The sequence below is a fragment of the Peribacillus sp. TE19612 genome (assembly GCF_056279465.1).
The window spans coordinates 15,876-32,730 of record NZ_JBWCCL010000020.1 but is presented as its reverse complement, the minus strand read 5'-3'; the positions used below and the strand labels follow the sequence as shown (position 1 = coordinate 32,730).

Sequence of the window (16,855 nt, the reverse complement as noted above, 5' to 3'; positions counted from 1 at the left end):
CCTCCATCATTTTACGAAATCAACACTTTCACTGCTTATGCCCCCAAGGAACGATTGGCGTTCATTCCACGTCATTGGCGGTAATTCATTTGTCAATTCGATCATATCGATCGCCCCATCTGCCGGACAGACGATCGAGCAAAGATTACAGCCTACGCAATCTTCTTCGCGCACTCTCAAGAATGAGCTGCCTGACGTGTCCTTTAACATATCTATACATTGATGAGATGTATCTTCACACGCTATATGGCATTTATTGCAGTTAATGCACACATCATTATTAATGCGCGCAACGACCTTATAATTAAGATCTAAGTTCCCCCAGTCGGAATAGCGCGGTACGGACTTACCGACAATATCCATCACGGAGGATATCCCTTTTTCATCAAGATAATTGGACAGTCCATCGATCAAGTCTTCAACTATTCTAAAACCGTGATGCATGGCAGCCGTGCAAATTTGCACTCCAGTCGAACCCATCAGCAAAAATTCCACCGTATCCTGCCAATTTGAAATGCCGCCAATTCCCGAAATGGGAACATTGATCATTTTATTCCTTGCACACTCTGCCACCATATTCAAAGCAATCGGCTTCACAGCGGGACCGCAATACCCTCCGTGAGCACCCTTGCCGCCTACATGGGGAATCGTATTCCATGAATGGATATCCACTCCTGCCAGGCTGTTGATCGTATTGATCATGCTTATTGCATCCGCACCGCCGCGCACCGCCGCTTCAGCCGTAACCGTAATGTCGGTTATATTGGGTGTAAGCTTGACGATGACTGGTTTGGATGCAGCTTCCTTCGCCCAGTATGTTTGCTTTTCAACCAGTTCTGGAACCTGTCCCGAAGCAGCTCCCATCCCACGCTCTGCCATACCGTGCGGGCAGCCAAAGTTCAACTCGTAACCATCGACCCCTACATCTTCTATGCGCTTGATGATCTCATGCCACTTTTCCTGTTGTGGCTCCACCATCACCGATGCAATGATTGCATGATCAGGGAACCTCTTCTTCGTTTCATATATTTCCTTCAGATTCACTTCCAGCGGACGGTCCGTTATCAATTCTATATTGTTGAACCCGGCAACTCTTTGTCCATTAAAACTGACCGCTGCAAAACGTGATGAGACATTCAGGATGGGGTCACCCAATGTCTTCCAAACAGCTCCTCCCCAGCCTGCTTCAAATGCACGCTGAACTTGATAACCCGAATTAGTAGGTGGTGCTGAAGCAAGCCAAAAAGGATTGGGAGATTTAATACCTGCAAGATCAATTGATAAATCAGCCATGATAAGCCTCCTATTTTTCATAGTTATTTAAGCAATATCCACCGCTTCGCCCATCAAAATCGAGTCAATTTCATAGGCTGTCTTTTTCCCTTGCTGGGCAGCTGAAACAACCATTGCCTCACCTTGGCCTTTTCCGAAGATCACGTCACCGCACGCAAAGATCTTTTCATTCGATGTCCTGTAGGAATCACCCTCCAATGTTACGACGCCATCATCATGTTGAATGCCGAACTGTTCAATCAATCCTACATACCTTGATTGGCCTATGGCACGAATGACGCCATCGACCGGAATGACGAACTCTGATCCGGTAATTTGGACTGGACGGCGCCGGCCATCTTCACCTGCCTCGCTAAGCACCATTTTTACGCACTCGATACCCGTTACCTGACCGCTTTCATCCGATAGGATCCTGGAGGGGGCAGTCAACCAGTGAAAACCGACACCTTCTTGTTTGGCAAACTCATATTCAAAATCATAGGCAGTCATTTCCTTTTGGGTACGACGATAAATAATGCTCACCTGTTCGGCACCCAGGCGAATAGAACAGGTCGCGGCATCGATCGCCGTGTTTCCAGCCCCAATCACCGCCATCTTCTTCCCAATGAATTTATCAGTGATTGTCCCTGTTTTCGTTGCCTTTACGAAATCGATTGCATCATAAACTTCAGCTAAATCCTCCCCTTCAATCCCAAGCTTAGGAACATCGGACATGCCTATCGCTAAAATGACCGCATCATGGTCGGCAGTCAGCTGATTTGCGGAAACATCCACCCCGACCCGTGTATTCGTTTTAATATCAACATCCAAACTCTTTACTTGTTCGACTTCCCAATAAGAAATGCTCTGAGGTAAACGGAACGATACAATTCCGTAAGTATTTAATCCGCCTGGATTCTTTTCAGCTTCGAAAATGGTTACACTGTAGCCAAGCAAGGCTAGCTCCCTTGCTGCAGACAAACCCGCCGGACCGCTTCCTACAATGGCAACTTTTTTGCCATTCTTCTTCCCGGCCTTGAATAGGGCTTGTTTATTTTGGATGGCCCAATCTGTGGAATAACGCTGGAGATTGCCGATCATGATCGGCTTTGTAGAATGGTTCAGGACACATGCCCCCTCACATAACTCTTCAGTCGGACATACCCGCGCACAGCTGGCACCGACAGGATTGGCCGTCATGATTGTCTTGGCCGACCCTTTAAAATTACCTGATGCTATCTTCTTGATAAAACTGGGAATATCTATTCCGGTCGGACAGGCTTGGATACATGGGGCATCATAGCAGTATAAACATCGATTCGATTCTTCCAAAGCTTCCCTTGGGGATAATCCCCTCTCCGCTTCCTGAAAGTTAATCTCTAGACCACCTTTTATCGGGCTCGTCATACTCATCCACTATTTCTCCTTCCAAACATTTATTTTTGAAAAATAAAAAGGGAGGAATTGCGTGCATTCTCTCTACTGTCCTCATATTTAAACGATTGAAAGCATTGCCAACATGGTTTCCATCAATTTAATCACCTAACAAGTCGTGGCGATTTCCCAGCCAAAAATCTCTCATTTTGTTTATTATTTTCTCTCTCATTCTCTCACTGGTCACGCCCCGGTCCCTGTTTCCTTCTAACACAAAAAGCCCCCCCTACTAATCTTAAAAACTCAAACTCTGATGATAAATCAGAGAATTGAGTATTCTTTATTTTATAATGTTGAAAAGCAAGTTACATTATACAAAGTGTAAAGTATTTCCAGGCACTAAATTTGCAATATGTAATATTCATGTTATATTTCCTAACAATAAGTGATAAACCTCGTCATTTTTCTACATCCAAACTTACTTTTCATCATACTTACTGATATTTTTGGCTGATTTGTTCCGATTACCTGCTTATCAACACTTTGTCCACATAAAAAAAGCCCAGAAACGAAAATTCTTGGTTTCCTGGGTCTTTTCACTTTTATCCACAACTTATTCACATGTTATATGGCGTTATTCTCTTTGTTTTTGCAGAACAGAGGCACTACACCAAAAGTTATCCACATTAACGAATCGACTTTTCCACTTATCAACAACCCATTAACAATTTATCAACAGGCAGGTTCATTCCGGATGTATAACGTATCGTTTATATTTCTCATAATCCGTTTTCTTGCACTCAAGCTTTATTCGATATCCGATTGCCTCATATTCTGTTTCCGTTATGTGGCCATTTTCATTGAAATAAGAAACCAGCTGCCCTTGATCAAATGGAATCAGCATTTCACAGTGAGTATAGTCGACAAAAATATGCTTGCGAATTTGATTTATCAATTCCTCGATGCCAACTTTGTTTTTTGCTGACATATATACAGAGCCACGATTCACCTGAGGGATATCCAAATCGGTAAGGTCCGATTTATTATACGCAAAGATCGTCGGAATCCCTTTAATGCCTATATCGTTTAAAGTCTTTTCCGTTATCTCTATTTGCTGCTCATGATTAGGATTGGAAAAATCGACAACATGGATCAACAGATCCGCTTCTACCACTTCTTCCAATGTGGATCGGAATGCCTTCACTAGATGATGCGGCAATTTAGACACAAATCCCACCGTATCCGTCAATAAGAATTCCTTTTTATCCGGCAGCGGAATGTTTCGGACGGACGTCTCAAGCGTAGCGAACAGCATATCCTTCTCCAACACCTGCTTCTCTGCAGTTGGATGGAACATCTCAATCAGTGCATTCATGATCGAAGATTTACCTGCATTGGTATAACCGACTAAGGATACGACAGGGATGGCATTCTTTTTCCGCTGTTTCCTCTGCGTTTGCCTGTGTGCAACAAGGTCTTCCAGTTCTTTATTCAAAACACTTATATTTTCCTCGATCCTCCTGCGGTCAAGCTCTAACTGCTTTTCACCTGCTCCTTTGTTTGTACCAACCCCGCCGCTCTGACGCCCTAGTGACTCCCTTAAACCAACGAGACGCGGGAGCATATACTGCAGCTTTGCCACTTCTACCTGAAGCTGTGCTTCCTTCGTTTTCGCCCGATGCGCAAAAATATCCAGAATCAAGATTGTCCGGTCAATCACCTTGCAATCCATGTCCCTCTCCAGATTACGAAGTTGCGAAGGGGAGAGCTGGTCATTAAAAATGACGACATTAGCTTCTTTATGCTCAACGAGATTTTTCACTTCCTCGATCTTCCCGGTACCGATAAAATGTGATGAGTTCACCCGATGCAAATTTTGTGAGATGGTCCCTGCAACCTCTACCTCACATGCTTCCGTTAAATTGGCCAATTCCTCCATCGAATACTCAAAATCCTTTGAACCGTTGAGATTGACTCCAACCAAAATTGCCCTCTGCTGTAATTCCATCATTTCAAATCCCTTCCGTACATACCTTGCTCCCTATATTATACTTAAACAAACTGTCATGCTGCCTAAAAGCGAGCCACATTGTAGCATACCAGGCATCGCTTGCATAACGGTTGCTGCCCTTAGCAAAGCGTTTTTATTGGACTTCCTTTTACTTTCTACAAAAAAATATGACGACCGACTACTTTTTTCAAAGTTTCACATGAAACAATTGGAAAGCTCAAAATAAAAGCTCCCTGGTGCACCTTAAGATGCACCAGGGAGCCCATATTATTCTATTCTTTTATTCTCAATAACCTAAGACTGTTCAATGTAACTAATAGCGTCGCACCCATGTCGGCAAAAATCGCCATCCAAAGTGTTAACCAGCCCGGCGCTATCAATAATAAGGCCAGGACTTTAATCACCAATGAAAACGTGATGTTCTGCTTAATGATTTTTAATGTTTTGCGGCTTAAGCGGATTGTATAAGGCAGCTTCGATAAGTCATCACCCATTAAGGCAATATCGGCTGTTTCCAGGGCCGTATCCGTGCCAGCCCCGCCCATTGCGATTCCTACCGTGGAAGCTGCCAAGGCCGGAGCATCATTGACACCATCTCCTACCATGGCCACTCGATCGTATTTTTGTTTCCATCGTTTGATGATGGTCAATTTATCCTGCGGCAATAGCTCCGCCTCAATCTCATGAACGCCAGCTGCCGCTCCAATCGCTTTTGCCGTTCCGATATTATCGCCAGTCAGCATGATCGTTTTTTCAATGCCCAAAGCATGCAGTTTCCGAATGGCTTCCTTACTGCTTTCCCTTATTTCATCAGACACCGCGATGAGTGCCAGGAGCTTCACTTGATCGCCAAGCACCATCACCGTTTTCCCTGTATTTTGATAGCCGCTGATTAATTTAAGCACATCATCAGAGAAAACGAAACCTGCCTCTTCCACAAAAAGGTGGGGTTTACCAATGTAATAGATTTCTTGATTGATTTTCCCTTTTATCCCTTTACCGGTGATTGCAGTAAAATCCTCTACCAATAAAGAATGATAGTCCACATCGTAGGTTTCCGCCTTTTGAAGAATGGCCGTGGCAAGGGGATGCTGTGATCTGCTTTCTAAAGCAGCGGCGATAGCCAGCACGTCCTGTTCATACAACACATCAGATAACATTTTGAAATCGGTCACCTCAGGTACGCCCTTTGTTAAAGTACCCGTTTTATCAAACGCGATTGCCTTTAAGGCTCCCGCTTCCTCCAAATGGACCCCGCCTTTAATCAGCACACCATGTTTCGCAGCATTTCCGATTGCTGTCACGATGGCGATGGGCGTAGAAATGACCAAAGCACAAGGACAGCCGACAACCAGTACAGCCAATCCCCGATAAATCCATTCACTCCAATCCCCATTCATCACGATCGGGGGTAATACCGCAATGGCCAGGGCAATGAGCATGATGGCCGGCGTATAAAATTTTGCGAATTTATCCACGAAGGCTTGGGAAGGAGCCTTTTCGGCCTGTGCTTCTTCAACAAGGTGGATGATTTTTGCAATCGTCGTATCCTCGACCCGCTTCGTGACCTCCACTTCGAGCAGCCCTTCACCATTTAGGGTTCCGGCAAATACTTCACCCTCAACCGTTTTAAAAACCGGCTCGGATTCACCAGTAATGGCTGCTTGATTAAGTGTCGAGGCGCCCTTCATGATCCGGCCATCCATTGCAAGCTTTTGACCAGGTTTAACGATCATGATGTCGCCCACTTCAATCTCATCAACAGCAACCATCATTTCATGATGCCCTCTGCGGATCAAAGCTTCTTTAGGTGCGATGTTCATTAATGATTCGATGGAATTACGTGCCTTATCCATCGAATATTTTTCCAATGCTTCACTTATCGCAAATAGAATGACGACGGTCGCGCCCTCGCCCCATTCACCAAGCACGGCCGCCCCGAAAATGGCAACCGTCATAAGGGTGTGCATATCAAAGCGAAGCCTTACAAGGTTTTTCAAACCACTGACAAATAATGAATATCCTCCAACTATGATTGCAGCCGCATAACCGATTACCGGCATGATGCTTCCATCAGCATATCGGTTATCCAATATCCAGCTTACCAGCAATAAGATAACCGAAAACACCACTTTAATATTTTCCCTTTGCTTCCAAAATGGTTCCTTTTGAGTTGCCTGTTCCTGTTCACCGCGGATCTTCAGGTTATCGAAAGCTCCCGCCTTTTCAATCTGTTCAATGGTCGCGCTGCCCTGTACCGATATCTTCGAGGCGCCAAAGTTGATTTTGGCATCCTTCACACCCTCTAGTTCACGGACATTGTTCTCGAATTTAGCCGCACAATTCGTGCAGGATAGACCCTGGATACGATATGTTTTCATTGGGGACTCAGCCATCGGCCCTTACCTCCTGCTGATGTTCTAATGCAATGAGAATCAATTGCTTAATATGGTGATCATCCAAAGAATAAAAAGCCAACTTACCTTCTTTTCGATATTTTACGATTGCATGTTTATAAAGGGTACGAAGATGATGTGACGTCGTCGCCATCGAAGCACCAATGATATTGGCCAGATCGCACACACACAATTCCTCGTCCGTACAGAGCGCATAAGCTATCTTCGCCCTATTTTCATCGCCTATAACCTTAAACAGCTTCGACATGCTGGATATATCCACCTGGCCCATTTCCTCTTGAATGCGATTGACCTTCACTTCATCATGCAGGTGAACATCACATATATCTTTCAGTTCCGTCATCTTCTCACACCTCTCATTCAAATCTTCGTTTGATTATAATATAACATAATTCCCTGAATATTCAAATCCATATTTGAATGTATAAGAATCTTTTCCACTTCCCAAAGAAATTAATGAAAGTGCCCATATGTTTTTATATGTGGGCCATCGTTTTTTTGTTTCCCTTTTTGCTAACAAAAAGGTCATGCTGCCCTCTTCCATGATCTTCAGGCGAAAAAAAGAAGGGACATAAATTCCTTTACGCCCCTTCAATCAATGATTTCAGTAATTACCTATCGTTACCTTGATACGTATAATATATTTAATTTAGTATTTTTTAGAAAAACTATGATATACTTAGTCAAACCTTTTTAAGCGTTTTACTTTACTTGTACCATTTACCCTGCTTATCGTTTAGCAGGGTTTTTTGTTATGTATTTTCACAAAACAAAAAAGACGGACCCTTTAAAAAGGATCCGTCTTTTTTGTTATTGAAATTATGCTTTTTGAACGTTAGAAGCTTGAGGTCCGCGTTGACCTTGTTCTACTTCAAAAGTAACTTCTTGGCCTTCGTCTAAAGATTTGAAACCTTCGCTTTGGATAGCTGAGAAATGTACGAATACGTCGTCTCCGTTTTCGCGTTCGATGAATCCAAAACCTTTTTCTGCGTTAAACCATTTTACTTTACCTTGTTCCATTGTTGTTGCCTCCTAGTGCATCTAAGCACAATGTATTACTATCCTTGCTCTAAGTCATCATCGAAAACGAAAAGTAGTACTTTTAGTATCCTTAGTACCGAACAAAAATAATTAAGACTAAGCATAACATTAAATGGTAGCGATTGCAAATAGTTTGGGGAAACTTTTTTCCAGCAATTTTTAATACTCTCTCAATTCGATTAAAAAATAAGCAGCAACGAAAGTGACTCTATCTATTACACATGAACTCTTACATGCATTACTCCAAACAAAAACCTCTCGTTTAAAGAGGTTTCAAACTGTAGATAAACTCGATATTATTTATGATTGTCTACATTTTTTTGAAGGATTGTAAAACGGAACGTTGATTTCCTCTCCAGGCACTCGCTTTCCGCGGGCGGTCCGCCCTCGGCGCGCTTAGCGCCTGTGGGGTCTCCCTTGGACCCGCTTTCCCGCAGGAGTCTCGTACCTTCCGTTCCAATCAGCTATGTTTAAAAACTCAGATAGAACCCATTTTATCTACAAAAACCTCCCGTAAACAAAATTAAGAAAGGTTTTTGTAGATGTTTACTTCAAATATTTATTTTTCCGTAATGAACTTTTCTACCATTTCTTCTAAAATCGCCGATTCTTTTGCTAAATCTTCATTTTGTTCCTTCAATCCAGCCATTATGGTACTTTGTTGAATGGCAGCTGCCGAGATTTGCTCCGTTGTTGCGACTCCTTCTTCGGAAATCGCTGCAATTTCCTGTATGGATGCCAGGCTTTCATCCGAAGACTCATTGATTTTTTTCGAATGGGCGGCCAATTGTTCTGTGCCTTTCAGCAATTTCTCTACGGATTCGAATATCTTATTGAAAATCTCGCCATTGTTTTCCACTAAGGAAACACCATTTAGTATATCCAGAAAACTCTCATCATTATTTTGGATGACTTTGGCTGTTTGTTCATTAATCCGCATAATCGATTCTGAAATGATATCGATGGATTCATCGGTTTGCACAGCCAATTTTTGCACCTCTTGAGCGACTACGGCAAAACCTCTGCCAGCATCACCCGCCCGTGCCGCTTCTATGGACGCATTCAGGGACAGCAGGTTCGTTTGGGAAGCAATCACCCTTATTAGGCCAATCACTTCATTTATCTTCACTACATCCTCTTCCAGGCTCACCAAATTGGCTTTATTCGCTTGGCCGTTTTCCATGATTTTATCCATCTGGCTCGTTACATCTTGCACTTGTTTACTCCCTTGTTCAGCAAGTGTATTTGCATGCATCGTAAATTCATTCATTTCATTCGTTTGCTCGTTCATTAAACGGATCGTATCCGTTAAGTCACTGATCATATTGGAAATCCGGTCAATATGATGGGCACGTTCTTCCGAAGCCTTTGCTTCTTCCGTTGTCCCCGTCACTATCTGGCCATAGGATTCCACCATCTCTTCAAAGGATTGCTGAATGGAAACTGTCGTTTGATTCATCGTTTGGGCGTGTTCACGGACATTCTGGATAATATGGGACAAACTTAATCTCATATCTTCAAATCCATTTGACAGATCGCCAATCTCATCCTCTCTGCCAATGGGAATCGATTTACTTAAGTCCCCTTTTGCCATTTCATTCGTGTAACCAACAAGTTCATTGACGGGTCCCGAGATCTTTTTCCCGATGACAACGGCGCATAGCACACCCAATATAACGGCACTTGCAAGAAATAAGATATTATAGAATATCATTGTGCTTTTCAATTCATCAATGAAGCTTGCATCCATATCGATTCCGACAATCGCGTCCGTTCCTTCGATCGGCGTAAAGTACGACTTGTGTGTTCCCCACTTATCTTTATATATTTCACTCAAGACGTCTTCGCTTCCATTTATCGATTTTGCCTGTTCCGGTGTGAAGGGGGATTCCACCATATAGTCATCGCTGCCGCTCAAGGCTACAATCATGTCGGCATCATTCTCCCGCTTCAAAACATAAACATATTCAATTCCCTTTTTATCTTCAACAAAGGCATCCAGTTTCCGCTTAATCTCTTCGCCCCGTTCGGAAGCCTTGTTTATCAAAGTGGGATTGAGGCTCGCTGCTAAACTGTGGGCATTTTCAGAAAGGCGATCATCGAATTGCGGAAGGACATTCTCATTGATCATTTTATTAGTAATATAGGAAAAGCAAAGGCCCATGGCCCCTGCGAAAATCACGAAAGGAATAATATAAAACAAGAATAGTTTTGCCAATAGAGATTTTTTAGGATTCAGCTTTGAAAATCTCATTTCCATGCCCCCCTTAGTTGAAAACCAGGTGTTTTATAGTCAAATATGGTATTAAATCCAAATGAAGCAATTGGAGATTTTCATTCAAATCCTCACTTCTATAAAAGATGATGGCCATGCTCCGGTCATTTTGAAAAGGAAGCTGCCTATATTCCAAAACATGTTCGAATTCATGACGAAGTCCATCATGATCAATACGTGCAACATCTTCCGGATTTATTTCAAGCGGAACCTCTGCAAAGAAAAAGCTATATATTCGATCGTCCATCTCTTCCAATATCCGATTCCAATCGGGTTTCGTTCCTGAAAAATAGTGTTCATACATATTCATTCCATAGGCATGGTAACCTAGATCTGTTGTACCCGCCCCAGCAAAACGCAGGGGATTGATTTCGATGGGTATCACCCGGTTTCCCTTTTTGCGGATTTCAAAGTGTACAGGATAATTCCTAAGCGGAAGGACCGTTTGTATATTCTTCATGAACTTCAGTGCATCATGATAGATTTCATCAATGGCCAACTTCGCAGTATAATAAATTCGATCGGAAGTATCGTAATCATCCTTGAATAATCGTTTGAAGACATTCAAAATGACCGGTTCACCATCTTGATTGTAATAACCATCAATGGCATACTCTTCACCCTGAATCCACTCTTCTATTAAAACGGTCTGGGAACCGACCACTTCTGAATCATATAATCCATCCGAATGAAGTAAATCCGCTTTAAGCTGGTTCACGGCTATATCCCAATCCTGTTCATTCTTGACTTTGTGCACACCTACACTGGAATAGCCAATATTGGGTTTGATAACTACCGGAAACGGTATTTGATTTATATCCAGCTCACTTATCATGGATAAATCGATATCTTGGAAATAGAAATCAGGATATAAAGATTTCGTCAAATTTCGCACCTGACTCTTATCCTTCAATAACTTTGACCAAATGTATTCATTGCTATTCGGTTGAAAATGCCCTAATAGTGTTAGGCCATTTTCAGAGTTTGTAAGAATTCTTTTGTCCATTTCCATGGACTTGAAAAATTCGGTATCCTTTTGAATGTTTAGCTTTTCTGATGTTAATGTGTCTCCCCATTGCCCCTGTTCCAGCACTGGAATTTGCTGTTCCTCCAACACCTTTAGAAGAATTGGCGACACAATGGACTCATTCAAAATAATCATTTTTTCCACCTAACTTATACTGTTTTTTGTATCTCCATATTTAATCGGTTTAAAGCGGTAAGTATTTAGCTTATATAGGCTTTTATTATTATATTCATAGTGAAAAGTGAAATTTAAATATGTCTTTTTACCCATCCACTCTAGCTTGAAGATTATTTGTGAACAAAGGAAAAAGGCGAGATATCACTATCTCGCCTCATCTTTTCGTCTCTTATTGATTAACATGATGAACATCAGAACACACGGTAAGCCTACCACTAATAAAACCCAAAGGAAATAAGTTACATTTGAATGCAAAGTCGGCTCTGTACCCATTCCGTATCCATACTTTCCCTCGAATTCAGCCTGATTGGAATTATCATTCGTATCTACTAATTCCGCTTTAACGATGACACGTTTGTCCGTATCGATCCCCGTAACATCACAAGTGATCAGAGTAAGTTCAGGACTTCGTGTATCTGCAAGAACACTAACGTCCGTCTCATGGACAATCTTCTTTTCTTTCACTTTATAGGTGAATATTTTCCGTTTATCCGATATATGGATATATGCGCCTTTTTCGATCTTTAATAAAGGCCCAAACAACAGGCGGTCATCTCTCATATGATGCCCAGCCAGCACATAATTTCCTTTACCCATTACTTGACCGTTTTTAACTGTCGTGGCACCTACAAGTAAATTTCGTGTATTCGTACCATGTAAGATCGGTAAAGATACTGTATCACCCTCAATTACTATTGCACCTATCACGTCTTCTCGTTTCACTGAAGAAATATTCGCCAATATTTTTAGAAAATCAGGAGCTTCTATACTCGCATTCTCAGGAAAAGGCTTTTTATTGTTAATATTATCTTGGATTTCCTCTTCAGAAAAACTAACTATATTGTACTTTGTGATTTCCTTTTTGATCATCGCTTCTTGTACCCAAGGTGAAAGAACCAACAAAAATCCTATTAATAAAAGAAAAAAGAATGAAATGATTGTTAAAACATCACATATTATAACTTTCTTTTTTTTTAGCATCTCAAATATGGAATCATATAACATCATTCGATCTATTCTTCTACATTGGCTATTTGTTCTTTATTCTCATCATTCTCTTTTTTCTTTCTTCGCATAAAAATAACACATAATATTAAGGCTAATAATATGACGATGCCCCCTATTATTACATAAAGCCACGTATAATCCTTTTGAATGGACACATCACTATCATTAAGCTTCTTTGCTAGACCCCCATCAATCTTAAAATTACGTTTCCAATGCCATTCTTCTCCCATGGAGGCAACGGTCATTTCCAATGTATATTCACCTGCCTGAAGCCTTTCACTCTGCAGTGAGATCGGATAATCAAAATTAGAGTTTGGGGCCATCTGCATGCCCTCTTTATTAGACTCGTACATGACTTGGCTATCTCCCTTTTTGGTCACTTTCGCTTTCACGGTCATTTGATTCATATACATGGGCATGATATTTTGGATATTAGCATTGATTACGTTTCTTGCATTTATTTGATCTGGGAACACATCATTCAATTGAATTTCCGGTTTGATTTCATTTTCATTTTCCCTTAATAAAATGGCCACGACATAGGCAAACTCGTTTTCAATGGACAAACCTTTATTATTCTCATTCTCTTTATCACCAGTACCTTCAGTTTTCTCCTGAAGGATTATTCCACCAGCTAATACACCATCAAAATCTTCTTTTGGCATCACTACATCCATTTTTAATTTGTAGTTTCCTTTAGCTGGAATGATAATTTCCTCTTCCGTCTTCACTATGTCTTCCATCTTGTACAGCAAAGTTGAATCCGATTCTATATCATTCTCTCCATATTCAACTACACCATTAAGGTTTGTCGTTGCACTATGGATAAGCGGGTTTATTTTAACATCATTCTCTGTATCATTACGCAAGTTGATTTCCAGTACTTGTTTTTGTCCTGGCTTCATCATCAAATCAAAATATGTCTTTTTTTTATCCACTTGATTTTTTGGAATGACTGTCTCCACGGCAAAATTGAATTCCGCAGCCGAAGCCTTAAGGATAGAAAAAGTGAAAATGATGGATAGGCAACTTACTAGTAATAAAATGAAAATGGATTTCTTTTTCATATGACAGCACCTCCAAGTTGATGCGCGGCTTACTTTACAATGTATCATCTTCATTTATTATACAAACACCAACTTGTAACACCATTTGCAGGGGCATCTGTTAGCAGTATTATTAAAATATCAAGTTCTATTAAGGTTAATTTGATAAGGTTCTTTGACTATCTTCATCCATTTTCATTCATTTGCTGGAGTATCTTCCAATGACCATTTAATCTTTGCCTCATATTCCCCGACTCTAGCTTTTCCAGCCTTCGCCTCGACAAACAAACCATTTTTTGTGTCTCCGTACCATAAGTCATTTATATATAGTGGTTCATCATCGGTACTAAGATGTTCATAAATTAGCGATCCTGTATTTGAAAGAACTGTGTCACTACCATTATTTGAATAAACCAGAGTTAATGTACTATCATAAGCAGAGTTGTAAAGTTCATCCACTAAGGCTGCTTTCAGCTTCCAAGTGGATTTATGTTTCCGATCATCCTGTACACCAAGTTTCTGATTCATCGATTCAATTTGATAGCGTTTAGATTGTGGAGATATTTGAACATCACTACCAAATGATAAAGAGTCAGGGGCAAGCAATGTTAAACTTCCTGAGTATTCCGCCACTGTAAATAATGGACCTGCCCCATCCACTTCAACAAGGACAGTTGCTCCCACCTCATCAGCAGTTCCAGTTATCTGATATGTTCCTTCTTCAATTTCTAGAAGTGATACCTCTGCCGGTGTTGGGGGGGTTACATCAAATACCGTCGTTTCGGATTGGCCATCTTGTACCCAAGGCCCTCTTGTTGATACTCCAGACATCTTTTGGCCGCCGACATTAAAAATCGAATCCATATACTGCACATAGCCATTTGCATCCGTTTTTAAATCCCGATGAACTATACCATGTGTATCAGTGATATCAACACTGGTCTGATTCTCGGAAGCATATACATCCATATAACGAACGACGCCGTTCTCATCCAGGCCATCATTATCAGGTGTTTCCCCGATTTTCACCCTTGCCTTAATGGTTAAATCAGCATCTGTCACTGGTTCAAACTCTAATATAGGTCTTGTATTCATTCCCGCAATTCGCCTATAGTACGTTGTATTGAACCCAGATTGTAATGCCGGTTCAGAGGAGACTACCGTTTGACGTCCGGCAGTACTAGAATGACGGCCGGTAGCAGTAAAGTTTTCGACTGCCGCATATGAAAAGTCGGATGGCCCCAAAACGTTACTGCCAGTTTTCCATAAATCGATATCGGATTCATTGATTTCAAAAGTATTCGCATATCCTGTTGCAGAGGTATTTGCCCCCAAACCAACCGCGGTATTATTTCCTATATTCCGCAAATCATATTGTTTCGGATTATCCAATGTGAAGCTATTTCCCCTATGGCTGGTAAGAGGTCCTAAATTAATTAATGGCGTTGAACTATTCCCAATAACATACAATTCCGCATCTGGAGCAACATGGAAAGAATTATTGCTTGAATAATATTCAACTACAGATCCAGAAGTTTGCTTGCTTGTTAAATTAACGTAAGCACCGCCTTTTACAGTAAATGAACCATCTCCATAATTGAATCTAACAGCATTTCCGGGCATGTTGATATCTAGCTTAGCGTTTTCCCCTACCGTGATATCTTTGTAATACAGATAGACTGCGGGATAGGTTTTCCCTAATTTTTGAGACTGAGTTAGCTGAACAATACAATCATCACCGATTGTAAATTCCCTGGATTCCCCAGTATCCCCTGATCTTGCAGCGGACTCGTAATAAAATGTCGAAAAATCATAATAATTTACATTCCCGATGTACTTCGTGCCATTTTCCATTTTGAAGCTACCCAGATAGAAATTTTCGGCGCGTGTATCAATATTCATTTCTCCATAAACCGTTACTTCGGCATATTTAGCCCTAGCTAGTCTTTGTACGGAGGGCTCTGTAGTAATATTTCCAAATCGGTATTTCCATTTTCCTGTGTATGAGGCATAAAGCCTTGAGCCGACTATATCTTCTGAATGTCCACTTAAATAGGATTGAGCCAATACGATATCGTGCATATGGAAGTTACCCATACCATTGGTTGGATTCCCTAAATAAATGGATGAGTCTCTAAAGGAAAGCCTATGTCCATTTCCGTTAATCTCCAAGTCTCTGGTTACCTGGTAAGTCGATAATCCTTGAGTATCTCCAAGAGCACTTGGATTTTCAATATCTTTAGTTAAATTTATTTTAGATATGGAAGTGTTTTTCACCGCAGCTACAAAAGTATTCCAACTATCAACGTCTATTTCGTCAGCGGATAAAGCAGCAGCCATAATATTGCCTTCAACACTATTGGAAGGATCCACTTCTGGAAGATCTTCTTCCTCTTTGGCTATAGCTTCATTATCCTGTTCCTTCTCTTGATCACTCTGATCAATTGATGCATCCCCTTGATCGGCATCTACATTTTCACCATCCATTTTTTCGTTTTCCCCCACAACTTGGCCGGATTCTTCAGGCTCTTCCTTTTCTTCCTCAACTTGGACCGATTCCCCAGGTTCTTCTTTTTCTCCAACAAATTGACTGGATTCTTCAGGCTCTTCCTTTATTTCTTGATCATCAGCCTTTGCCTCATCTTCTTTTATCGTTCCCCCCTCTATATCTGGTACATCCTTTTCCATGGCCTCTATATTTATGCTGATCTCATTTGATTGGTTCCCATCAGATGTCGCAACTACCACAAAGTTTCCGGTATTTTTGGCCTGAAAGAATAAATGAACTTCATTTTCACCTATTTGTTGTTCACTATACGCTATAGTGATTTCTTTTTTAGCAGATTCATAATCCACCATGGGTGGACTACCATTTTTTTGTAATGATTGCCTTGTAGCATCTTGGTCATATGCCAACCCTTCAGGAACTTTTACTGAAATAATTCCAGCTTCTTCTATGGTCGAGTTCACTTCTAGCCTTATTTGGTCACCTAGACTTACAGTACTTTGTTCCGATGATAGCCTTACAGTAGCTACGGCGGCTGCGGATTCAAGATTGAAAAAACCATTTATATTCATTTGCTGCAGCATAATAACCAATATGATGCCCCATACCCCTATATATGAATAATCCTTTAAAGCCCTTCTGGATCTCCGTTTATATGTTAGACGTCCTTTTCTCATACCTATGTTTCCACCTCTATTCCC

The 16,855-nt window shown here is 41.2% G+C and carries 11 protein-coding genes; all 11 read right to left on the bottom strand.

Annotated elements, in window-relative coordinates; translation table 11 throughout:
* Positions 1-6: 6 nt before the first annotated feature.
* A complete protein-coding gene (gene preA, locus ACZ9AO_RS24160; protein WP_034304903.1) occupies positions 7-1,293 on the bottom strand; it encodes an NAD-dependent dihydropyrimidine dehydrogenase subunit PreA in 1,287 nt (428 codons plus the stop codon).
* A 27-nt stretch (positions 1,294-1,320) separates the two neighbouring features.
* A complete protein-coding gene (locus ACZ9AO_RS24155; RefSeq protein WP_476110878.1) occupies positions 1,321-2,679 on the bottom strand; it encodes an NAD(P)-dependent oxidoreductase in 1,359 nt (452 codons plus the stop codon).
* A 712-nt stretch (positions 2,680-3,391) separates the two neighbouring features.
* The gene (hflX, locus tag ACZ9AO_RS24150; RefSeq protein ID WP_476110862.1) at positions 3,392-4,657 is read right to left on the bottom strand and encodes a GTPase HflX; all 1,266 of its coding nucleotides are present in this window, start codon (positions 4,655-4,657) and stop codon (positions 3,392-3,394) included.
* Positions 4,658-4,929: 272 nt separating this feature from the next.
* Complete coding sequence (locus tag ACZ9AO_RS24145; protein WP_476110860.1) at positions 4,930-7,053, bottom strand: heavy metal translocating P-type ATPase; 2,124 nt, start codon at positions 7,051-7,053, stop codon at positions 4,930-4,932.
* Positions 7,046-7,417 carry an ArsR/SmtB family transcription factor gene (locus ACZ9AO_RS24140; protein WP_048685756.1) on the bottom strand — a complete coding sequence of 124 codons (372 nt, stop codon included), beginning with the start codon at positions 7,415-7,417 and terminating at the stop codon, positions 7,046-7,048. Before ACZ9AO_RS24140 ends, ACZ9AO_RS24145 begins: the two co-directional genes overlap by 8 nt.
* A 476-nt stretch (positions 7,418-7,893) precedes the next feature.
* On the bottom strand, positions 7,894-8,094 hold the full coding sequence (locus ACZ9AO_RS24135) for a cold-shock protein (protein WP_034304915.1): 201 nt from the start codon (positions 8,092-8,094) through the stop codon (positions 7,894-7,896).
* 580 nt (positions 8,095-8,674) lie between these two features.
* Positions 8,675-10,369: a methyl-accepting chemotaxis protein gene (locus ACZ9AO_RS24130; protein ID WP_476110858.1), complete on the bottom strand. Its 1,695-nt coding sequence runs from the start codon at positions 10,367-10,369 to the stop codon at positions 8,675-8,677.
* A gap of 13 nt (positions 10,370-10,382) precedes the next feature.
* Positions 10,383-11,552: an ATP-grasp domain-containing protein gene (locus tag ACZ9AO_RS24125; RefSeq protein ID WP_476110856.1), complete on the bottom strand. Its 1,170-nt coding sequence runs from the start codon at positions 11,550-11,552 to the stop codon at positions 10,383-10,385.
* Between the two features lie 186 nt (positions 11,553-11,738).
* Positions 11,739-12,602: a class A sortase gene (locus tag ACZ9AO_RS24120; RefSeq protein WP_476110854.1), complete on the bottom strand. Its 864-nt coding sequence runs from the start codon at positions 12,600-12,602 to the stop codon at positions 11,739-11,741.
* A gap of 5 nt (positions 12,603-12,607) precedes the next feature.
* Positions 12,608-13,669 carry a WxLIP family cell surface protein gene (locus ACZ9AO_RS24115; protein ID WP_476110852.1) on the bottom strand — a complete coding sequence of 354 codons (1,062 nt, stop codon included), beginning with the start codon at positions 13,667-13,669 and terminating at the stop codon, positions 12,608-12,610.
* A gap of 174 nt (positions 13,670-13,843) precedes the next feature.
* The gene (locus tag ACZ9AO_RS24110; protein WP_476110850.1) at positions 13,844-16,831 is read right to left on the bottom strand and encodes a pectate lyase-like adhesive domain-containing protein; all 2,988 of its coding nucleotides are present in this window, start codon (positions 16,829-16,831) and stop codon (positions 13,844-13,846) included.
* Between the last annotated feature and the right edge of the window lie 24 nt (positions 16,832-16,855).